The sequence below is a fragment of the Pseudomonas syringae pv. tomato str. DC3000 genome, assembly GCF_000007805.1.
Classification (GTDB): Bacteria; Pseudomonadota; Gammaproteobacteria; order Pseudomonadales; family Pseudomonadaceae; genus Aquipseudomonas; species Aquipseudomonas avellanae.
In genome coordinates this window covers 6,339,726-6,359,980 of record NC_004578.1, presented here as the reverse complement: position 1 = coordinate 6,359,980, position 20,255 = coordinate 6,339,726, and the positions used below count along the sequence as shown (strand labels likewise).

The 20,255-nt window shown below is 52.1% G+C and carries 15 protein-coding genes and 2 pseudogenes; 6 read left to right on the top strand and 11 right to left on the bottom strand.

Annotated elements, in window-relative coordinates; genetic code table 11:
- Positions 1-24: 24 nt before the first annotated feature.
- Positions 25-357, top strand: coding sequence for an IS66-like element accessory protein TnpA (locus PSPTO_RS28890; RefSeq protein WP_011105580.1), 333 nt, complete (start codon positions 25-27; stop codon positions 355-357).
- A gap of 175 nt (positions 358-532) precedes the next feature.
- On the opposite strand, the gene PSPTO_RS28885 is transcribed toward PSPTO_RS28890, so the two are convergent.
- Positions 533-1,495, bottom strand: coding sequence for an arsenic resistance protein (locus tag PSPTO_RS28885; RefSeq protein WP_011105579.1), 963 nt, complete (start codon positions 1,493-1,495; stop codon positions 533-535).
- 93 nt (positions 1,496-1,588) lie between these two features.
- Here PSPTO_RS28885 and PSPTO_RS28880 point away from each other — a divergent pair, with 93 nt between their 5' ends.
- Complete coding sequence (locus PSPTO_RS28880) at positions 1,589-2,023, top strand: MerR family transcriptional regulator (protein ID WP_011105578.1); 435 nt, start codon at positions 1,589-1,591, stop codon at positions 2,021-2,023.
- A 343-nt stretch (positions 2,024-2,366) separates the two neighbouring features.
- On the opposite strand, the gene PSPTO_RS28875 is transcribed toward PSPTO_RS28880, so the two are convergent.
- The 5 genes from PSPTO_RS28875 to PSPTO_RS28855 all read right to left on the bottom strand — a co-directional run bounded on the left by PSPTO_RS28875 (position 2,367) and on the right by PSPTO_RS28855 (position 7,068).
- Positions 2,367-3,047 (bottom strand): class I SAM-dependent methyltransferase, encoded by a 681-nt coding sequence (locus PSPTO_RS28875; protein ID WP_011105577.1) that lies wholly within the window; start codon positions 3,045-3,047, stop codon positions 2,367-2,369.
- 228 nt (positions 3,048-3,275) lie between these two features.
- Entirely contained in the window at positions 3,276-4,085 is an 810-nt protein-coding gene (gene istB / locus PSPTO_RS28870) for an IS21-like element ISPsy4 family helper ATPase IstB (protein WP_005741073.1), read from the bottom strand.
- A complete protein-coding gene (istA, locus tag PSPTO_RS28865; protein WP_002551322.1) occupies positions 4,082-5,104 on the bottom strand; it encodes an IS21-like element ISPsy4 family transposase in 1,023 nt (340 codons plus the stop codon). The genes istB and istA overlap by 4 nt, the downstream gene beginning before the upstream one ends.
- A gap of 54 nt (positions 5,105-5,158) precedes the next feature.
- Complete coding sequence (locus PSPTO_RS28860; RefSeq protein ID WP_159229484.1) at positions 5,159-5,782, bottom strand: response regulator transcription factor; 624 nt, start codon at positions 5,780-5,782, stop codon at positions 5,159-5,161.
- A complete protein-coding gene (locus PSPTO_RS28855; protein ID WP_011105576.1) occupies positions 5,782-7,068 on the bottom strand; it encodes a sensor histidine kinase in 1,287 nt (428 codons plus the stop codon). Before PSPTO_RS28855 ends, PSPTO_RS28860 begins: the two co-directional genes overlap by 1 nt.
- A 578-nt stretch (positions 7,069-7,646) precedes the next feature.
- Between PSPTO_RS28855 and PSPTO_RS28850 the strand changes: the two are divergent.
- A pseudogene (locus PSPTO_RS28850) lies at positions 7,647-9,089 on the top strand (LTA synthase family protein); the annotation flags it as partial.
- Between the two features lie 245 nt (positions 9,090-9,334).
- Here the strand turns inward: PSPTO_RS28850 and PSPTO_RS28845 are convergent.
- Positions 9,335-10,357 (bottom strand): IS110-like element ISPsy7 family transposase, encoded by a 1,023-nt coding sequence (locus tag PSPTO_RS28845; protein WP_011103120.1) that lies wholly within the window; start codon positions 10,355-10,357, stop codon positions 9,335-9,337.
- Between the two features lie 82 nt (positions 10,358-10,439).
- Between PSPTO_RS28845 and PSPTO_RS28840 the strand changes: the two are divergent.
- Positions 10,440-10,955, top strand: a pseudogene (locus PSPTO_RS28840) (sulfatase-like hydrolase/transferase); the annotation flags it as partial.
- A gap of 372 nt (positions 10,956-11,327) precedes the next feature.
- Here the strand turns inward: PSPTO_RS28840 and PSPTO_RS28835 are convergent.
- From PSPTO_RS28835 to PSPTO_RS28825, 3 genes are all read right to left on the bottom strand, one after another.
- Complete coding sequence (locus tag PSPTO_RS28835; protein WP_011105575.1) at positions 11,328-12,953, bottom strand: methyl-accepting chemotaxis protein; 1,626 nt, start codon at positions 12,951-12,953, stop codon at positions 11,328-11,330.
- 764 nt (positions 12,954-13,717) lie between these two features.
- Positions 13,718-14,476 carry a COG4705 family protein gene (locus tag PSPTO_RS28830; RefSeq protein WP_011105573.1) on the bottom strand — a complete coding sequence of 253 codons (759 nt, stop codon included), beginning with the start codon at positions 14,474-14,476 and terminating at the stop codon, positions 13,718-13,720.
- 119 nt (positions 14,477-14,595) lie between these two features.
- A complete protein-coding gene (locus tag PSPTO_RS28825) occupies positions 14,596-15,153 on the bottom strand; it encodes an HAD domain-containing protein (protein ID WP_052746254.1) in 558 nt (185 codons plus the stop codon).
- A gap of 355 nt (positions 15,154-15,508) precedes the next feature.
- Between PSPTO_RS28825 and PSPTO_RS28820 the strand changes: the two genes are divergently transcribed.
- Positions 15,509-17,200, top strand: a complete 1,692-nt coding sequence (locus PSPTO_RS28820; RefSeq protein WP_011105572.1) for a TniQ family protein — start codon at positions 15,509-15,511, stop codon at positions 17,198-17,200.
- A gap of 831 nt (positions 17,201-18,031) precedes the next feature.
- The gene (locus tag PSPTO_RS28815) at positions 18,032-18,694 is read left to right on the top strand and encodes a hypothetical protein (RefSeq protein ID WP_164923177.1); all 663 of its coding nucleotides are present in this window, start codon (positions 18,032-18,034) and stop codon (positions 18,692-18,694) included.
- 506 nt (positions 18,695-19,200) lie between these two features.
- On the opposite strand, the gene PSPTO_RS28810 is transcribed toward PSPTO_RS28815, so the two are convergent.
- On the bottom strand, positions 19,201-20,178 hold the full coding sequence (locus PSPTO_RS28810; protein ID WP_007247571.1) for an IS5-like element ISPssy family transposase: 978 nt from the start codon (positions 20,176-20,178) through the stop codon (positions 19,201-19,203).
- Between the last annotated feature and the right edge of the window lie 77 nt (positions 20,179-20,255).

The window sequence follows — 20,255 nt, the reverse complement described above, 5'->3', positions numbered from 1 at the left end:
TCTAGCTTTTTAAGCGGGTATTTCATGCAGCCAACACGCCGTTCCTATTCCAATCCCTTCAAAGCCCAGGTCATTCAGGAGTGTTCCCAACCCGGCGCTTCGATTGCCAGCGTCGCACTCAGCCATAATCTCAACGCAAACCTCGTCCACAAATGGATTCGGCTGCATGCGCAGAAAAGCCCAACGCTCCCACCTGCATTTATTCCGTTAGCCATGCCGCCGGCCGGTGCAAACCCCCATCCAGCATCACCGAATATCTGCGTTGAAATACAGCACACGCGCGGCACCGTAAAGGTGAGCTGGCCCACTGAAAATGCTGCTGCTTGCGCGACCTTTCTTCGAGACCTTCTGCGATGATTCGCATCGACTCCATCTGGCTCGCCACCGAGCCGATGGACATGCGCGCCGGTACCGAGACGGCATTGGCCAGGGTGCCGACGCAGCGTGCGAGTGAGATTAACAAGCTGCTGCCGCACAGGTGGGCACCTGTTTAATCGAGCAGGGTGTTTTGTGCTTATGTCTTCCCTGGCATCTACATTTTGCGCCACACCAAAGCAGGAATTGCTCGGATGTAAATTAGTTCGCTGACCAACTCAATCAGCGTTTGAGTAATGACTGCTGCCGCAGCCAGCCCTCTGATTTCCTCGGGCAAGGCCAATGCCAATGGTAGAACTACCAATGAGTTTCGTGTCGAACTGCTGAAAGCGACAGATCTTGCCGTGCTAGCCGGTAACTTAAACGCCCAAGCAACCAGCGCACCCACCACGGGTGCCAAGAGCATGAAACCAATGTAGACGGGAATAACAGGCAGCAGCTTGTCCATGTCTCTGACCACCGTTGAAATCTGAGAGCCGATCACTACGACCAATACAGCCGCCATAGCTGGCACAGGCATCCAAGCCCATACATTGTTCCAGCCCTCAACGACGCGTGACCCCTTTGCCCCGGCAGCTGTTGCTACTGCCAAGACCAAGGGTAAAGCGATCAGCACTCCGAAGGCCTCAACAAATGGGCCGACCGATATAACCACCGCCGAGTCATCACTCACCATGAAGGCTAGATAGAGGGGTAGTAGCACAAGCTGAAGCACGAGTAGTAATGGCGTTGCCGCCAGAGTCAGTTTGGAGTCGCCCTTACCGATATGGGTAAACACCACCACATAATCGATACAAGGCGTCAGCAAGACCAATAGTGCGCCCACCAAAATCGCCGGGTGGTCGGCTAGGCCCATCGTCAACGCCCAAACCAACAGGGGGGTGGCGACGAAATTAGCGGTCAGCAGCGCGGTCATGAAACGCTTGTTTGCAAGCCCTTTGCGGAGATCCAGGAATGGGATCTGTAGAAACATGGCGTACATCAGCACCGCGATGGCTGGTGTCACCAACGCACCTAACGCTTGAGAGGCATCAGGTGCGAGCAGGCCTCCGATAGCCGCGACAATGACCGCGACGAAGTAAACGGGAATCTGGTTCTTCTCTAGCTGTTCTCTGTCCACGGAATGCCCTTAAAACGCGTGAAATCATTTTTCGATTGAGCAGGTTAATATCTGTAGCTACTACAGGTTCAAGAAAATGCTTGGGGAGTTTGGATGTCAGGAATCGGAGCGCTGTCGAAAACAACGGGTTGCCACATTGAAACGATTCGCTACTACGAGAAAATAGGCCTTCTCCCTCCGGCCCTACGGTCGACAGGGCGGCATCGAATCTATACCGAAAAGCACCGGTCACGACTCATCTTCATCAGGCAGAATCGTGAACTGGGCTTTCCACTCGACGATATCCGCGAACTCATTGCGCTCGCGGCAGATGCTGATCGTCCGTGTGCTGATGCCTTGTCGGTGGTCAAGAAGCACTTGGCAGAAGTGGAATCTAAGGTAGCTAAGCTACAGCAGATCCGGATAGAGCTGCTCTCAATGTCACGCACGTGTGAGTCAACATGCCTAGGCTCGAACACTCCAGACTGTACGATTGTTGAGTCACTGTTCGAACCCGCTGCTGGGGCTCGCTCTGGTTGCTGCTCCTAGACGAGTCAAGAGCATAGGGGGAGCAAGCGGCCATCGAAACCGAATAGCGCGATAGTCTCGACAGGGTGTTTCGAGCGTCCGTCTACACCAAACGGCCTGGTGCAAGATGTGTTCGGCAGACGCTTACGTCCATTCACCGTGCTCCTCCATTGCTGACAGGAAAAGTGTACGAGCTATTCCGGAAAACTCACGATGCTGGTGGACGAACGGATTCAAAACTACGGCTTTCGGCTCGACTTGTCCGTAGCCGAGCTTCAAGGGGTACAGCCTGCCAGCGCAATATCTGATGGAAATGCTGACGGTTGTCTTTAGGTTTGCTTGGAAGCGTATGCCATGGAAGACGCTACAGCTTTCTCAAAAGATAGACCCGCCACATTGCGTAGAGCGGTATGAAGTCAATACGTTCTTCGATAGCGAACCCAGCCGAAAGAAATTCCGCCTCTGCGGTTGCGCGATGCAGGACAAACCGATTTTGGTAATCACCTTGCCTACCCGATGCCCTGCGAGCAGCCTCCTGGCGTGTGCGCCTCCAGGATTTGTAGTTGCCATCCACCCACAGCGAAAGGATGACAGTCTCACGGGTAACGCGGTGAAACTCTCTGAGCATCGTCATGCGGTTTTCTGCCTCACCAATGTGGTGGAGCAAGCGCATGCTGAAAATGGTATCAACTGAATTGTTGGGCAGCGAAATATTGAATGCTGACGTCTGTAATGGTTTTACCCGTTTGACAATGTCCTGATCCTGTAGCGTACAGGCAGTGCTTAGCATGTCTGCTGAGTTGTCTGCACCTATGATTATTCGACTTTTCTTTTCTGACAGGAGAGGCCAGAACCTGCCTGCGCCACAGGGTAAATCCAATACCAGGCCTGGGTCTCCAGCTAGCTTGAGCGCTTTACGCACCATTTGCTCATCCCGCAAGTGGGACATGCGACGGGCCAGAGTGGCATGGTGCTTCTGGAAATACTGCTCTGCATGATCCTGATCGTATTTTTCAGAAAACTTGAGTTTGACTGGGCCGCTCATGATGCTCTCCGGGTGTTCATGAGCAAAAGATAGAGCGATTCGCGTTGTTGCTGGGTCAAGTGATTGTGAAAACTGTGTTGCTCCGTAACAAGCTATTCCGCCTTACTGAGCTTGTAACCAAGGCCATGTGCGGTGTGAAGCAGAGGGGCGTCAAAGCCGCTGTGTAATGTACGTCTCAGGTGTCAACGCCAACTAAAAAGTGACCCCCTTCCGTGCTAAATCGCCAACTTAGTTTTGACCCCCCTCGGGTTCATATTTTCGAGCCGGTTCGGCCCGAGAAGATTTGGTTCCTGCTTTGCGCTTGTCCTTGAGTCGATAGCTTTCACCTGTCATCTGCACGATATGGGCATGATGTAACAGCCTGTCCAGCATGGCCGCTGTCAGTGTTTGATCATCCGCAAAGGTTCCGGCCCACTGGGTAAACGGCAAGTTACTCGTGAGGATCAGGCTGCCTTGCTCGTAGCGCTTGGCGACAACATTGAAGAACAGGTTGGCTTCATCACGACCAAACGGCAGGTAGCCGATTTCATCGATGACCAACAACCCAGGGGCCATCACCACACGACTGAAGTATTCCTTGAGCCGTTCCTGGCGGTGCGCAGCGGTCAGTTGCAGCATCAAGTCAGCCGCCGTGACGAAGCGGGTTTTGATACCGGCCATCACTGCCCGGTAGGCCAGGGCGATAGCCAGGTGGCTCTTGCCTACACCACTAGGCCCCAGGAACACGATGTTCTCGGCACGTCCAACAAAACTCAGTGCTGCCAGCTCCTGGAGCTGTGCCCGGGGGACGCCGGTGGCAAACGCGAAGTCGTATTGCTCCAGCGTTTTCACAGCGGGCAGCGCGGCAGTTTTCAGCAGGGCCTGTCGAGAGCGTTCACTTCGGGCATCGGTCTCGGCAGCCAGCAGCTTTTCGAGGAAGTCGGCAAAGCTGTCTTCGCCGCTTGCTGCTTGTTGGGCCAGGTGCGGCCAGTCCACCCCGACGCGCTCAAGCTTTAGCCCCTTGCATAGTTCTGTCAGGCGAGCATGTTGAAGGTTCATGCTCTCACCTCCAGCAGTTGCTCATAAACCGACAGCGGATGCTGCAAGCTCTCGTACGGCAGGACCCGTCCCAGGCGTAGGCCTTGGGCGGGTTGTGGGCGCAGGCTCTGTGTTGGCAGTGGTAATAGTACCTGCTGCTCTTGGGCCAGACGTACCGCCGGTTGAACACCCGTCGTGCCGTGAATCCGCTGATGAGCGACTTCGTCGAGCCATTGGCCGATATGTGCGTTGGCCGTCACCACATCCAGCGTCAGACCCGCACTCTTGAGCGTAGCGGCCAACGGGGTAATGAAACTGCCCTTCAGATACCCGTTGAAGCGCTCAACCTTGCCCTTGGTCTGGGCACGGTAAGGGCGGCAGACCTTGGGAATAAAACCAAACTCATCGGCCAGCGCAGCCAATCGGGGATGCCAACGGTGCTGGCCCTCCCCAAAAGCATCTCGCTCGGTGATGATGGTTCCGGCGTTATCAAACAATGCCTGCTCGGGCACGCCGCCAAAGTAAGCGAACGCCTCCCGAAGCCCTGTCAGCCAGGCTTCGCTGTCCTCTCGCTCGGAGAAACGGACAAAGCTTGCTCGACTAAAACCAAGTGTCGCCACGAACGCCTTAAGCGGCTGACGGCCTCGTCGAATGGTGGTGAAGTCCACCTGTATCTGCTTGCCGGGCAGTGTCTCGAAACGTACCACCGGCTCTTCTGCCTTACGTTTGAAGGGGCGAATATAAGCCTTCAGACGACTGACGCCGCCGCTGTACCCCAATGCCGTGATCTCACGCAGCAGGACGGTCGCCGGAATCCAGTGTGGGCGCGCCGCCTCAATACGCTCGTGCAGGTAGTCCTTGAAGGGGTCGATTTTGCACGGACGTGCGGGTCTCACCTTGTCACTGGGTAGCGACCGGGCCTTTCGCAGGTACTTGCGCACGGTGTTACGCGAAATACCCAGCTCACGGGCGATGAATTTGATGCCATGGCCCTGACGGGCCAACACTTTAATTTCCACAGACTGCTCCTGGGTCAACATATTGGCAGCTCAAAGCCGCCAGTTTTACCCAGGGGGGTCAATTCTAGGTTGGCGTTAGGGGGTCATTTTTACAGTGGCGGTGACACTCAGGATGTGAATATTGCTGCGCAAACTGTCGCTGTTGGGTGCGTCGCGCCCCCAAACGACATCTTCAAGCTCTGCGCGCTTTACGATGTGGGGACTTTTGCGCATCAACAACTCCAGCAATTTCATACTAGTAGGATTCAGTTTAAGGAGCTTGCCGTTTCTGGAAACCTCCCATGTGTCCAGGTCAAATTTTAGATCAGCAACGACCATGACTCGGTTATTCCGTCGTTGACTGCGAGCGACCACCGCTTCGACTCTGGCAAGGACTTCCGACATGGCGAAGGGTTTCGTAATGTAGTCGTCAGTGCCCACACTGAATCCTACAAGTCGATCTTCAAGCTCGTCTCGGGCGCTGAGCATGACGATCGCAACTTCCGTTTTGGAATACTGGCGTAAGCTTCGACAGATCTGGTTGCCATCGATTCCTGGCAACATGATGTCGAGAATGATGGCATCGAATTTCTGGGTGGCCGCCAAGTGCAGCCCGCTCAGGCCGTCGAGCGCGCTCTGCACGTTGTGCCCTCTCAGTTCGAAATATTCCACCAGGTTGTCGTGGATGTCTTGATGATCCTCAATAATCAGAATTTCCATCACTGCGCCTTATTATTGTCCATCAAATTTACTGAGAATCGGCATCCATTGGGCTCCTGACTGTAAAGCTGGACCTCCCATTTCTGGTTTGTGCAGATCCTTTGAACCAGAGAAAGCCCCAAGCCTAGACCCTCACCTCGTTTTTCATCACCCCTTACGAAGGGTTCAAACATGGCCCGCTGTTTCTCTTCAGGTATGCCAATCCCTGTGTCTTCGACCACAAAACCATATTCGGTCAGGGCCAGAGTGATGCGTCCTTTGTCGGTGTAATGCCAAGCGTTGCGCAGCAGATTGCCCATGACTGAAGACAGCAATGTATCGCTGTAGCGAGCTTGAGAATGTTCTGTAGGGTCATAGATAAACTCGAGACCTTTTGAACGGATCTGCTTTCCCCAAATATCTGCCTGTTCGTCCGCTACTTGCCTCAGCGAGACGGGATTTGCTTCAGTCGGATGACGGTCTTCATCGCGGGCCAACAACAGGAATGTGTCGACCAAATGAAGCATGGTGTCGGTTGCTCTAGCGATACGAGTCACCTGTTTTTGGCAGCGAATATCCAGCGAAGCAGTCTGGAGCAGTGTTTCTGAAGCGCTTGCAAGTACTATCAGTGGCGAGCGCAGTTCGTTGCTCACGTCACTCGTAAATAATTGCTCGCGCGCCAGGGCTGGGCGAAGCTTCAGCAACGTATCGTCGAATGAGCGGGCAAGGTCACCTACTTCGTCAGCAGCGTAATCGGGCCCAAGGGGGGGAGCGAAAGACAGCAATTGGTCGCGATGTCGAACTTGTCGCGCAAGACGAATGACAGGTGACATGACGCGGCGGGCGAGCAGCCAACCTAAGCCCAGTGCCAGGAGAACGCTTAACAAAACGCCTCCGCCTACAGTCATGAACAGCAGGTTTTCACGTCGCTGTAGGGCCTTATGGTTGCGTAGCAAAACATATTTCTTGCCGTCCACCTCTCGCACCATCGCGTAAAATGGAGCACCTTGGAGCTCGATCTCTTGAAAGCCTGAAGGCAACGAGAGCAAATTTCTGGGCATCAGCAGGTCGCCAGGTCCGTCCTGGACATAAAAGAACTCATCTTTTTCAGGCTCATGACGCCAGTCGTCGACTGTATCCATGGCAAGTATGCGGTGCAGGCTACCCGCCAGGCTTGTGTCGGTGAGTCTGCGCTCGACCACGTGAAAGGTCGCAACGATCCCTGCAGCAAAAACAATGGCTACAAAAGCAGTCATCAACGCGAACACAATGACGATTCTTTTCTTGATGCTGTGTGTGAAGTCCATATCGCTCCGTATCGTTGCTCAAGGCCGCCACTATGGCGCGGACCCAGCTCGCGACACCTTCCGATAGTGTCAGAGCGGTTCCTGATAAAGATAGCGCATCAGAAGGACGAAACCTGCAATCGTGTTGGTCGCGACCTCAAGTCGGTAAAGCTTTTGCCTTCTCCTCTGGCCGTTCGGTAAAAAATTCTTCATTGACCCGGAAAGTCGTCACGCTTTTGTGGAAAGCACTCGGTAGGGCCAGCACGCCTGTCCAGCGAATTTCTAAGAAGTACCAGGTTTAGGCTTTTGTTGATGAGTTCAGTATGATGGGGCTGTCAGCACGGATGGCTGCGTCAAACCCTTATGAGAGCACCCTCAGTTTTTCCTGTCCTCATGTCGTTGCTTCGCAACGCTGCCCTGCCTGAAAGGGGTGGTGTGGCCAAGCCACCGTCTGACTCATGCTCATTTTTGAACGATTCGTTCACGAGATTTGCCAACGGCGGTTTCAAGTCCACCTCGGTAACACCCTCTCGATCCGCAGTCTTGTAGAACTCCAGCGCCATTGGGCGCCGGGATAAAAACAAAGAAAGGATTCTCTTATGCTTCAAATGCGTTACTCCCCCCTGCGTTTATTAGCCATGATATGCGGCATCTGGTTCGTGATCTTTCTTGTCACTCGTTTTGCGTTGGTCATTAGCCACCCCGACGAGTCTGTTGATGGGTATGCGTCCGTTTTTGGAAAAGGGCTACTTTACGATCTGAGCTTCCTTGCCTATGCCATGCTTCCCTTTGGGCTTTATGTACTGCTGTGTCCACCCGTGTTATGGCGTTCTAGGTGGCACAGGTGGTGGCTGCAAGGACTCGTATCCGTTAGCTTTTTCGTGATGTTGTTCACCGCTGTGGCCGAATTGTTGTTCTGGGATGAGTTTGGGGTTCGCTTCAATTTCATTGCGGTCGACTACCTCGTTTATTCGGATGAGGTATTGAACAACCTGTTCGAGTCGTATCCCATGGGCACCTTGCTGACGGCACTTGGTGTTTCGGCAGTAACGCTCAGTTGGGCGTTGCATAAAACGTTATGGCGTATTCTCGATGCACCGTTGCCTAACTGGCGTACTCGCGCCGCTGTACTGGCTTCGCTCTGTGTGTTGATGGTGGCAAGCCTGATGTTTGTCGACCAGGACACGCCAAAGGGGCGCGGTGGAAATACCTACCACAACGAGTTGGCAAGCAACGGGCCTTACCAATTCTTTGCGGCTTTTCGTAATAATGAACTGGATTACGAACAGTTTTTTGCCAGCCTTCCGCCTGATCAGGCTGGAGGGCTTGTTCGGGCTGAGTTGGGTGAGCCTGGAGCCATATTTACGGGCACAGATCCTATGGACATCCGTCGCAGGATCACACGCCAAGGCAAGGTTAAAAAACTGAATGTCGTGCTAGTCACGATCGAGAGCTTTAGCGCCAAATACATGGGTAGCAATGGGGATGGTCGCAACCTGACGCCCAACCTTGATGAGCTGCGAAGACACAGCCTGTACTTCAGTAATTTTTATGCGACGGGCACCCGGACAGATCGAGGTCTGGAGGCCATTACGCTCTCTATACCGCCGACTCCCGGCCGTTCCATCGTAAAGCGCGTAGGTCGCGAGGGCGGTTATGCGAGCCTGGGGCAGCAGCTCTCTGCCGTGGGGTACGACAGTGTATTTGTCTACGGAGGTCGTGGTTACTTTGACAACATGAATGCTTTTTTCAGTGGAAACGGTTATCGAGTGGTCGACCAAAGCAGCGTTGCCGAATCGGATATTCATTTCAAAAATGCCTGGGGCATGGCTGACGAAGATCTTTACGCCCAAACACTCAAGTTAGCGGACGCAAACTTCGCTGCGGGTAAGCCCTTTCTGCTGCAGTTGATGACAACGTCAAACCACCGTCCGTACACCTATCCTGACAACAGAATTGACATCAAATCTGGCAAGGGCCGTGACGGGGCCGTGAAATATACAGATTATGCCATCGGTCAATTCCTGCTCGCCGCTAGGCAAATGTATGGTCAGCCCACCTCCTGCAATCGCAGTTCGATGAGCGGTAAAGCATGCTTGCGCTAATGTATCCGGGCTCATTCTGGGCAATTTCGCTGCCCGGCCCTTGATGAGTATTCGCCGCCTTACTGTCCTCAAAAATCCCTAAAGCCTCGAAGGCTGCTTTGCCTATCAGGTTTTCAGTCTGGCCATGAGCTGTTTATCGTCATCATCACTGCGTCGCAAAAGCCGGTACGCCTATGTCCTACTCAGATCATTGATGCGTTGTAAGTGCTACCTCGTCTGAGCACCGCCCATACGATTCTTGCCAGCTTGTTCGCTAAAGCACATGCCACCTTGTTCGGATGCTTGCGTGCCAACAAGTCTCTTACCCACTGCCCAAGGGCATCATCGCGGCGTTCTATTCGAATCATGAGCGCTCGAGAACCTTGCACCAACAGGGTTCGCAGGTGCCTGTCACCTCGCTTGCTGATACCCAGCAATACGGGTCTCCCGCCTGTAGAGAACTGTCTGGGAACCAGCCCCAGAAAAGCGGAAAGGTCTCGTGAGGCTCGAAAATTGGAAGCGTCACCCAGATCCGCTACAAATGCGCTGGCGGTAATAGGACCAATGCCAGGAATCGTCATCAAGCGTGTACCAGCATCGTCTTGCGCCAGTTGCTGCTTGATTTGCGCATCACAGGCCTTTATTTCGGTATCAAGGCGATGAATATCCTCCAGCAAATGCTCCATGACCCTTTTGAACTGCAGCGGCAGGTCGCTACGTGAATCGTCAATCAGCTCAGGCACTTTGGCGATCGCTGCCTTGGTGGCTGGCAAGGCAATTCCGAACTCAAGCAAAAAACCATGCACCCTGTTGATGGCTTCAGTACGGTGGCAAACCAGTGACTCGCGAAGACGATGTTGTACAGAAAGTACCTGCTGCTCCACAGTCTTGACGGCAACGTAATGAGTACGTGGTCTGGAGGCCGCCTCGCATATAGCTTCGGCATCGATGAAGTCATTCTTGTTGCCCGTCACGTAGGGCTTCACATGTTGCGGAGCAATCAACTTCACCCGGTGCCCCAGCGAGGCGAGTTTCCTGGCAAGCCAGTGAGAGCCACCGCACGACTCCATTGCAATGGTGCAGGGTTCAATCTGAGCCGCAAACTGCAGAAGGCGATTGCGATTGAAGCACTTGCGTAATACTTGGTGGCCGCCTGCATCATGGCCTATGAGGTGAAAACTGTTTTTACCAATGTCGATGCCTAAGAGCTTGAGGCCGTTTTTCATGAGTGATCTCCTCGACGTTAGAGAGAAACCCGGAAAGTGTAGACACTCCGGGTTTCTCGGATCGGGCTGACCATCTCATTAGCCGTGGTTTGACGAAACGATTTTTGTCTTCGTCGCGGATCACACCGCTGGGAGTGCAGGCAAGGAAGACTTGCCCGTGGTGAACTATCAGATCCCGCTTTTCATTTATGCGCCCAAGATCGTGCCGCCAAAGGACGATGGTCAGTTGGCGAGCCAGATCGATTTGGCACCGACCCTGCTCGGGCTACTCAATATGAGCTATGAATCAACGTTTTTCGGCCGAGATCTGCGACTTGCGCCGACGCTGCCCCCTCGCGTGGTATTGGGTAACTACCAGCATTTGGGACTCTTTGACGGACAGAATCTTGCCATCCTCAGCCCGCGCAATGGGCTACGTCGTCACAACGATGCGTTAGGTGCAAGTGTTGAAGAGGCTTCACAGAGTTCCGATCCGCTGATTGCTCGCGCTATAGCTTATTACCAGTCGGCGAGTCATGGCTTCAAGCATCAGCTTTTGATGTGGGCAGGCAGTCTGCAAGCACCACGCAGCGATGCCGGTAAAATAACGGAGCTTTGATTGGCACGTTTCGGGTATCTGATGAAAGCGGTTGCCACTTAATCGGTGGCAACTTTGAGATAGCCCTCTGGGCAGTTGTGAGGCCGAAAAAGCGCTGGCGCTCATTGAATTTTTTGCCCGTCTTGAGGCTAAAATTGGGGTGGGTTAGAGAAGATATCTTCCATTCGCAAGTGACCATCAGTGATCGCGGCTTCCAAGGTCTCAATCCGTCAGGAAAACGCGCATGGCGACCTCTCGATGCATGCCAGTCCGAGGAATGCCCTGGCGTCGCTGCGAGCAGCTTCTACGCTCAAGCCAAAACCTTTGTAAGCAACAGACCTGAATTTAGTGCCGGGCCGTCCCCTAATTGCACCGCCTTGCTGCAGAGCATAATCAAGTCCGGAATCGAAGTACCAGATCATTCAGGTTGACTGCCAGCTGCGATAGCTCGTTACTGGCGATGAGCGTCTGGCGAGTTCCCTCACTGCTTTGCATTGCGAGATCGCGAATACTGACCAGGCTGCGATCGACATCGCGCGCTACGTGCGCTTGTTGTTCGGACGCCGTTGCGATCTGCAGGTTGCGTTCGTTTATCTCCAGCACAGAATTTGCGATCTGTCGCAAAGACTGTCCTGCGTCTTCTGCGGTTTTGCGAGTGCTATGCACTTCCTGAGTGCTTTTTTGCATCGACTCCACAGTAGCAGACGAGCCTGCCTGTATGGCCGAGATCATCTGCTCGATTTCCTGAGTAGAAGTCTGTGTGCGATGCGCCAAGGCGCGCACCTCGTCTGCAACAACTGCAAAGCCTCTGCCTTGCTCACCTGCTCGGGCAGCTTCGATTGCGGCGTTCAGTGCCAATAGATTGGTCTGCTCAGCGATGCCTCTAATTACACTCAGTACCTTACTGATGTCTTGGGCCTGGCCTGCGAGTGCTAATACTTGTGCTGATGAACCTTCGACCAAGCCCGTCAACGCTTGCATGGCGGTTAGGGTCTCAGCGACACGGCTATTGCCCAGATCTGCTGATGCACTGGATTGCTGGGCTGCTTGAGATGTCGACGTAGCATTACGTGCAACCTCATCTACGGCAGCGCTCATCTCGTTGACGGCGGTCGCAGCCTGTTCAATTTCGCTATTTTGTTGCTGCAGCGTACGGTCTGCGCTTTCGGTGATGGATGTCATTTCTACGGCAGCGGTGCTCAGTTGCGTAGAGGCACCGGAGATATCTTGAATGGTGCTCCTCAATTTCCCAGACATCTGGTTAAGCGCCTGCATCAACCTTGAGGCCTCATCCCTGCCGGTAACCTCAAGATGTCGGGTCAAGTCACCTTCGGCAATATCTTCAGCAAGTTTCAGAGATACGCTCATAGGCCCTACAATGCTGCGTGTCATGGTGATTGCGAGAATGACGGTCAGAATAGAGGCGAGTACGACAACAGCTATCATAACGTTGACGCTATGGTTGTAAACCGATGTTGCATCTGCCCCCGACTGCTGTGCTTCCTTTGCATTCTCATCGCGGATTGTCGTCAAGGTTTCCTGATAAGCGCTCGCCCTGTCGGCCTGTTCCGAATTGGCAAAAGATACGGCTTGTTCATGGTCGGCAACATCCATTGCAATCACCTGCTTCAAACCGCCAAGGTAATTGCTCATTTTGTTACGGGCATCGTCAAATTGAGAGCGATCTTGTTCACCTGATATGAGATTTTTTTGATAGAAATCGCTGCGTGATTGAAGGGTGTCCATTGCTTGTCGCACCTTGGCCTCCGATGCCTTTTTAACGTCAGGATCTGTACTTGCTAGCATTCTTATACTTTCAAGACGTGCATGAAGAAGCGCGATCTGAATGTCATCAATGACCTGAATGCTGGGTAGCGAGTTTTGCTCAATGTTTTGTTCCGCTGCGCGCAAATGACCAATTTGAACGTAGGAGAAACCACCCAAGCCGATCAAAAGCAGAGTAATGACGCCGAAGCATAGGAAAGCTCTATGTGCGATTTTCAGAGATCTGAGATTCATGGATGGCTCCAGCGAGGCAGGACAGCAGGTAACAATTTATCAAAAGATGGCGCTATGCCGGTCATGACAGCTTTCGACAAAGCCGATGAAAATTTTGTGACCAGTGTGTGGTTTTTTTGAAAACGGCGGTATAGGTCAAGCGTAGCAACAGGATGAGATATAGCATGATGAGGCCTCTTGGCTTGTGGCGCTTCGGATGCATATCGGCGACATGGCGCGCGAAGGCTTTCGAGGTCATCACGAATTCAGGTATCAAATTGATGGTATTCAAGAAGCCAGATGCCCTGGATGGAAATCTATCGAGCAGCGAAGCTGCAGGGGGCCTCAAGAAAGGGCTGGCGTCTGAATCGCTACATTTCGCCTGAGCTGAGAATGAGACAAAATCACGGTAATCAATCCGGAAATTGATTTTTTCGCTACATTCCAGCCAAATTCTGAAACAACATGCGGAAATCACGGTTCATCTGAGTGGGCCATCTCTCAGAAATTTTAAAAATTCTTGACGGTGCGCTCAAGGCTATTGGCAGCATGGCGTCCAACTATGCGGGTTTGCATGCGGACAAACTGGAGCAGGACGGTAGCGCACGTCAGGCACGAATGATCAGAGAGTCCTACTAGAGCCCCGGTTGCCTTGTCCACGGCCCAAGATGGCTCCGGTAGGATAAGCTTTGGAACGCTTCCAGTGGACGGCGAAAGTCATCTTCATACTGTCGATGTGAGCCATCCCTCTGTCGGAGAAGCCGCCGTTCAGCCTAATCTTCTCATCAGCGATCAGAAATTTGATCATACCTATGTGTTCTTCTGCGGTTATACATAGTCGCAGCTACAATCATAGTCAGGAGAATCCCCACTAGTACCGCTGAGGAACCCACGGTGCCGAAGTCTAGGCCTCCTTTTGAATAGGGCTTGGTAAGCACGTCTCCGAGTGTTGCACCAAAGGGACGTGTCAGCACAAAGGCTATCCAGAACAAAGCCACAGAAGATAGTTTTGTTGTGTAATGTAGCGCCGCGACTATGGCGATGCCGCTGCCTACAAGAAGCGCGCCCCCCATGAAACCTAGACCTGAGTCATCAGCGAGGAAATCGCCTAGAGCGGTGCCGAGCGTGTTAGAAATCAGAATCGCAATCCAGTAGAAAAGCTCCGCTTTGAGCGAGGTTATACGGTTAACCGATAGTGATTTTTCGCTCCAGTACCACACTGAAAAAACTGCCAATAACACTGCGATCAGAATCGCCGAGCCAGTTGTATAACCAAGGCCCAATGTACGATCCATAAAGTCGGAGATAGTGGTGCCAGCAGTGCTGGTGGACAGGATTACAACCCAGTAAAGGGCCGGGTTGTAGCGTTTGCTGGCAAGCTGCATGAGAAGAGTTACGACAAAAACACTTACAAGAATTAGCGAGCTGATAGCGTAACCGACGTCCAAGGTCATGGACAACAAGTCGCCTGCAGTCTCACCAAGCGTGGTCGCGCAAATTTTCATTATCCAAAACGCGAGCGTAATTTTAGGTAGTTTATTCATGTTAAAACCTGGCCGATTAACCGATGGTGCAGGCTGAAGGTAGGTGCCTACTGAAGCTCATGATCAGGATATGTATGTTGAATATTTGTATAGTGAAGATGAAAAAAAGGTAGCTGATCTCAGCGTGAAGTCATTCGCCGCAATGCTTCAATCAACAAACGCTGTGTTTGTGGATCGCCTAGGCCCAAGTCGGGATTGCAGGCCACCAAGCGGTGTTGCGCGGTAGTTCCCCATCCTTCTGGGTCGTCTTCGAGTGACACCCAATTCGCAAGCTGGGCTCTAGCCGCATACCGGCTGATCTGGTCGTAACGCATCCGTCCATCCCATTTGTTTTCATCTGCCCAATCCCTCGCCATGGAGCTGTGCCATGTTGCGCCTGTAACCCGATTACCCAAATCGAATGGCAAAAAGCCCATTGCTCTTTTGAAGCTCAAATTTCGAACCCAGCTCGTACTGAGGACCAAGGAAACCTCTTGGAAATCTTCCAGGATCTTAACAAGAACGGGGGCCCACATGAAAAGCTCCCCTTCTGCACGCAGTACGGGTCCTTGGCGGGACAAATACACCGCATCTGGATGCAGTACACCGTCGTAATCCAGGAAAAGGACTTGTTCTCTTCTGGCTGGCATGAAGATTTTCCGTGGTTGGCAGTAGGTAATGGTGATCTTCTGCCCCATAGTCTGCCTGCTCGTCTTCGTGGTCAATCAAACGTGCCTAGCATTCAGCGGTGGATTCGTTCGACTGACCGTAAAAGCCAATTTATTGCAAACGAGAAACCGAAACGCGCATGTAGGACGAAGTTATTTTCAAACCGGAGAGCATGTCTAATTGCCATCATTCAGGAGGCGAAAGAGGGGAATTGAACGTAGTTGCGGGCAGTTCCAACAGCTCACCTAATGTCATTCAGTAAGCAAATGTACTTCGTGTAAACTCCCAAGAATCCTGGCCTCTGATAACCGCTTGGTTTGATACAAGCATACCGGTCACTGAATGCACGTATTTTCCGAGCCCTACTTCGTAAGTCGGTAACCGATGTCTGACCTTCTATTCTTCCCTATCTCTATGCCTGGCGAGACGCTACATTCCCGTATCACTCGCTACCACTTCCTTTCAGGCAATAAAACTGCGGGTGAGACCTTCCGCGACCTGTTCGGCTCGGCCACTTTCTCAGTAGGCATGTTGCCGAAGCAGATTGAGGTGCTTGCAACCAGGCTGCCCGGAGACACTGAGAGCAATCTCGACGAACTGATCTTTACGAACACCACGTTCCCTCTTTACAGACCTTTTCTGGGGATAAATCAAGGAGGAGACTGCGCTGGTGCAGGGCGTGGTCTCCATGGCGTTGCCCGTATTCCCCGCCGAGAGGGAACGGTCCACGGTAAGGCAAAGCTCTGCCCTACCTGCGTTCAGCAGGACCTCCTTGAACTGGGTTATGCATACTGGCATCGATCACACCACTTGCCTGGTGTGTCAGTCTGTTGGCGCCATGGCGACTCGCTGATGCATGCGTGTCCCAAATGCTCTCACCCGTTCTTTCGAAAGCTGCGGTTACTTCCTGGCCTATCAGAGCCCTGCGTATGTGGTTGGAGCGCTCTCGCCCCTGCGAAAGCTAATCAAGGCATTCAGCTTGATAAGAAGTTTGCGGAATTCGCGCATGAGCTTTTACAACGCAATTTACCCCTGATTAGCAGCGATGCGTTATGTTCTAGCTACCTACGGCAATGCAGAAAGAAAGGTTTTGTACACGGAAGGTTAGCTGGCACAGCAAAGTTATTTAACAGCATTCGGGATAAGTATGGTGATGAAGCTTTGTCACAAATGGATAGCGCATACGCAACGGGCAAACATGAACAATGGATAAGATTTACTTCTTATAAGGGCCAGATGGATATGCCCCTTGCGCGGCATATGATCATTGCGCTGCATTTGTTTGGTAGCGTTGATAATTTTGAGGACGCCTTAAAGAAAGAATCCATTCTTCAGAGCGTTGCAGGTGCCAGGTTAGCATCGCTGCAGGAAAAGCCAAAGGTCGGGAGTAAGGCGCAGTTTCGACAGAAAATCGAAACCGTTCTTGCGGTCCGAGCTGAAGCCAGCCTGGAGTATCTTTGGACGAGCGCGTACAAAGCAACTCGGTGGCTTTATGAGAATGACAAAGCATGGCTGATGGCGAAGATAAGCACGCCAAAACGTGAGCATGCTGAGGTCGAAGACGTTAGCGACTCCAGAGATAGCGCGTTTGCCGCGATCCTTCTCGAGGGGGGTAAGGATCTATATAGGATTTCCAGAAGGCAAAAACGGGTTAATTTAAGCAATTTGCAAAAACTACTCCCAGTCCGTTTACCTCCGGACCCGTCGACGCGGAAGAGCAAATTCCCCTTAGCCTCTCAGCGAGTTGAGATACTCTTGGAGTCGGTCTGGCATTTTCGGTTGAGGAGGTTAGTTTGTGCTCTATCCGACATGACACGGCTAAATCTCCCTATAAATATTGGAAGTCTTTACACAGTGTCCAGTGTGCCAGGTCCTGTGTTCCAAGCCATCGTCAGCTTTTTCGAATGGGACTTGGAGAGTTTTGCAAGAAATGGCGTAGACCCAGATGCTTTACTCAAGTCGACCGGCGTATCTCGGGATTGGCAGGGACCTCCAGGTTTCAATGTGGCTCTAGGGGGAAATGCGTACTATCACAATAAAAACGTGGGTGGGTTTGTCGTAAGAGTAGAAGGCTGAGCCCATGAGAGTCGGCTGACTTACCCTTCAGCCGATCATACTAGAAGAACCGGCATAGGCTCGATCAACGTTGATGGGGCTGTGAAGCTCTGGAACGGCAAGGCTATCGTTAAGCAAGCTTACCGGACGCAGTGTCAAACTTTATTATAGACGGTAGAGGGTGTTTTTCGTCAGCATATTTGTCTGTGTCAAACTATATTTTGGCTGCCGTAGTCATCAATGATGCTGAACCCCGCGGATCTAGGGGGGCAATGTGTCAAACTATATTACGGGCAGCCACTTGTTGGTTTTAGAGAACTAAAGCTTTCCCTGGAGCCAGTTGGGGCTATCCTTGCCCGCTCCCGAGCCATTCGTCTCGGGAGCGACTTTTTATCCTACTCCCCCTGTTTATGCTTATGGGGTTTCAGTTTTGGGTGATCCTTTTGCTTTTCAGGCCTAACCCTTTGCCTCTTATCCGGAGTGCCATCCTCGTTCGTTCTCTTCGGGCCAGGTTTGATGCTCATGATCGATTTCCTTTATCGCTTAGGTTGTTAAGTCCTGCTTCTCAAATATCCAAGCCTCTTTAATCTGTCAATAGGCAGTGGGCAAGGATTGCGTAGTCGCAATGTAGGCATTCGGTAGACAGCCTACATGCAAAAAAGGTGGTAAGTGGATGCAATTGTCCATGAAGGTGTTTTGCCAGCTATGACGACTTGATATATTATAACTACTGCCATTTCGATGGTAGCAATTGGTCGACTTAACTTTCCAACGGTGCCAGTGCAGACAGGCACTGAAGGTATAAATCATTACTCGGTAGTCTAGCAGCCAATAGTTAATAAGGAGTTTTACTTGAATCATTTAATGAGCAGGATGCGTAGAATTTTTCGTAGAGCGTACGTTGGAATGCCAAGGCTGCTCCAGGATAGAACGAGTAAGCCATCGTACCTATCGGTACTGGTGTCCATTCTGGTAGGTGCAAAAGCTATCCATGAGCGTCAACGCTACAACTTCTGGATTTTCCTGGTGGTCGGTATGATCTGCGTACTTGGTATGCTTATCCCTAATACAAGAGTGTCATCTTTCTTTAGTAGCATCTACGGTGAGCAATTGGCCTTCAAGACAATCCTGATGACGTTCACCGCTTGTTTTCTTCTCGTCCTGCTGACTTTTTTCACCAAGGGCCCACAACACTATCGCGGCCGACGCCGACATGTCTGGGCGTATCGCCTGGTTGAGCGACCTGCACTATTTGGGGAAGACTTGAGCTGCGTCGCCGCTGCGGTGAGTTTGCCGCTTTGCATTGCTGTCGCCATAGAGAGCGAGTTGAAGTGGGAGCACGTCATGTACCCTATTACGCTGGGATTAATCGCGCTGCTGTTCAGAGGAATACCTTGGATGGTCTATAGCCCCCTGTACCGTTCCGGAAATATGACGTTCGATCGCGTGATTTTTGGGCTCGGTGCTACCGCGGGGCTCGCGCTCCTTTGGTTCTCTGCGGGTGGAATTACTTGACGCGCGATTCCGATGATTTTTGTGTCGTTAAGTCATCTATTAGTATGGGGGCAGCACAGTGACGGCATAAAAATCTATGTGTTATGGGCAAAAAATTATAGCTACAGTTTAGACTCGCCTTCTACCGGTAGTTAGATACTTAAATATTAATACCTTTACATAGACACTTAGCGCTGAGCTGATGCATCGATTGCTCTGGCAGTCGACCAATAATCGCCTGTGAAAGTTTTCGTCAACGCTCACAGTCTGTTGTAGGGTTTATCACCTTGATTCATACAGTTCCTGAATGTGCATGGGTCGGTGCTTTTATTACACTGCGTCGTTTTTAGCTAGGCGGCTCTTGGCTTTGGAAAAAACTTAAGGAAGGTCTGAAGTAGGCATCGATTTTTGACGCTCTCATGGCCTGAGGTTCAAAAAAAGCTCGCCCGATCAGATAATTAGACGTTTTCCGCTCTTAACTCATCGATTTTCCTTCAAACAGCACCTTTCCAAGGCGTTTTTCCGCATTACAGGCGCACCTCTCCCATCGCCAGCAGCCGTTTTCGCACCATCCAAAGGTTCGACAAGGCAAACAGAGTAGCCTGTTGCGCGGTGTTTTTAGCCAGCCCGCGAAACCGGACTTTCGTATAACCAAACTGGCGCTTGATCACGCGAAACGGATGTTCAACCTTCGCCCGTAACTGGGCTTTCGTGAACTCGATTTTGCGATAGACCCGTGCGATCAAACTTTTCTCGCCATGCTTTTTATAACGGCTTGGGCGGGCCGCAATTGACCAGATCATCTGACGATCCTGATGCTCCGCACGCTTGTCCACGCCGGTGTAGCCCGCATCACCGCTGACATAGGTTTCCTCACCATGTAGCAATTGATCAACCTGAGTCACGTCCGCCACATTCGCCGCAGTACCCACCAGGCTATGGACTAAACCCGACTCGGCATCGACGCCGATATGCGCTTTCATGCCGAAGAAATACTGGTTTCCTTTCTTCGTCTGATGCATTTCGGGATCGCGTTTGCCGTCCTTGTTCTTGGTCGAGCTCGGCGCATGAATGATCGTCGCATCGACCACCGTACCTTGGCGCAGCATCAAACCTCGATCACCCAGATAGCCATTGATGACCTGCAAAATCCCGCCTGCCAACTCATGCTTTTCCAACAGACGCCGGAAGTTGAGAATCGTGGTTTCATCGGCGATTCGATCCAGACTCAACCCTGCGAACTGGCGCAGGATCGTTGTCTCGTAAAGTGCTTCCTCCATCGCCGGATCGCTGTAACCAAACCAGTTCTGCATCAGGTGAATACGCAGCATCGCCATCAGCGGATAAGCCGGACGGCCACCTTCGCCCTTTGGATAATGTGGTTCGATAAGGGCAATCAAGCCTTTCCAGGGCACAACCTGATCCATCTCGATGAGAAAGCGCTCGCGGCGGGTATGCTTACGTTTACCCGCGTACTCGGCATCGGCGAAGGTCATCTGTTTCATCAGGGAAGCTCGGTGAAAGGTGTTGGGGTATTTTGCCAAATCAGGAAACCTTTTTCAGAGTTTCCTTAACACCGCTG

Coding starts and splice junctions, on each gene's coding strand:
- PSPTO_RS28825 (WP_052746254.1), bottom strand. CDS start 15,153: ATGGGGCAGAAGATCACCATTACCTACTGCCAACCACGGAAAATCTTC.
- PSPTO_RS28890 (WP_011105580.1), top strand. CDS start 25: ATGCAGCCAACACGCCGTTCCTATTCCAATCCCTTCAAAGCCCAGGTC.
- PSPTO_RS28845 (WP_011103120.1), bottom strand. CDS start 10,357: ATGAAAAACGGCCTCAAGCTCTTAGGCATCGACATTGGTAAAAACAGT.
- PSPTO_RS28875 (WP_011105577.1), bottom strand. CDS start 3,047: ATGAGCGGCCCAGTCAAACTCAAGTTTTCTGAAAAATACGATCAGGAT.
- PSPTO_RS28835 (WP_011105575.1), bottom strand. CDS start 12,953: ATGAATCTCAGATCTCTGAAAATCGCACATAGAGCTTTCCTATGCTTC.
- PSPTO_RS28830 (WP_011105573.1), bottom strand. CDS start 14,476: ATGAATAAACTACCTAAAATTACGCTCGCGTTTTGGATAATGAAAATT.
- PSPTO_RS28860 (WP_159229484.1), bottom strand. CDS start 5,782: ATGGAAATTCTGATTATTGAGGATCATCAAGACATCCACGACAACCTG.
- PSPTO_RS28880 (WP_011105578.1), top strand. CDS start 1,589: ATGTCAGGAATCGGAGCGCTGTCGAAAACAACGGGTTGCCACATTGAA.
- PSPTO_RS28820 (WP_011105572.1), top strand. CDS start 15,509: ATGTCTGACCTTCTATTCTTCCCTATCTCTATGCCTGGCGAGACGCTA.
- PSPTO_RS28855 (WP_011105576.1), bottom strand. CDS start 7,068: ATGGACTTCACACACAGCATCAAGAAAAGAATCGTCATTGTGTTCGCG.
- PSPTO_RS28810 (WP_007247571.1), bottom strand. CDS start 20,178: ATGAAACAGATGACCTTCGCCGATGCCGAGTACGCGGGTAAACGTAAG.
- istB (WP_005741073.1), bottom strand. CDS start 4,085: ATGAACCTTCAACATGCTCGCCTGACAGAACTATGCAAGGGGCTAAAG.
- istA (WP_002551322.1), bottom strand. CDS start 5,104: ATGTTGACCCAGGAGCAGTCTGTGGAAATTAAAGTGTTGGCCCGTCAG.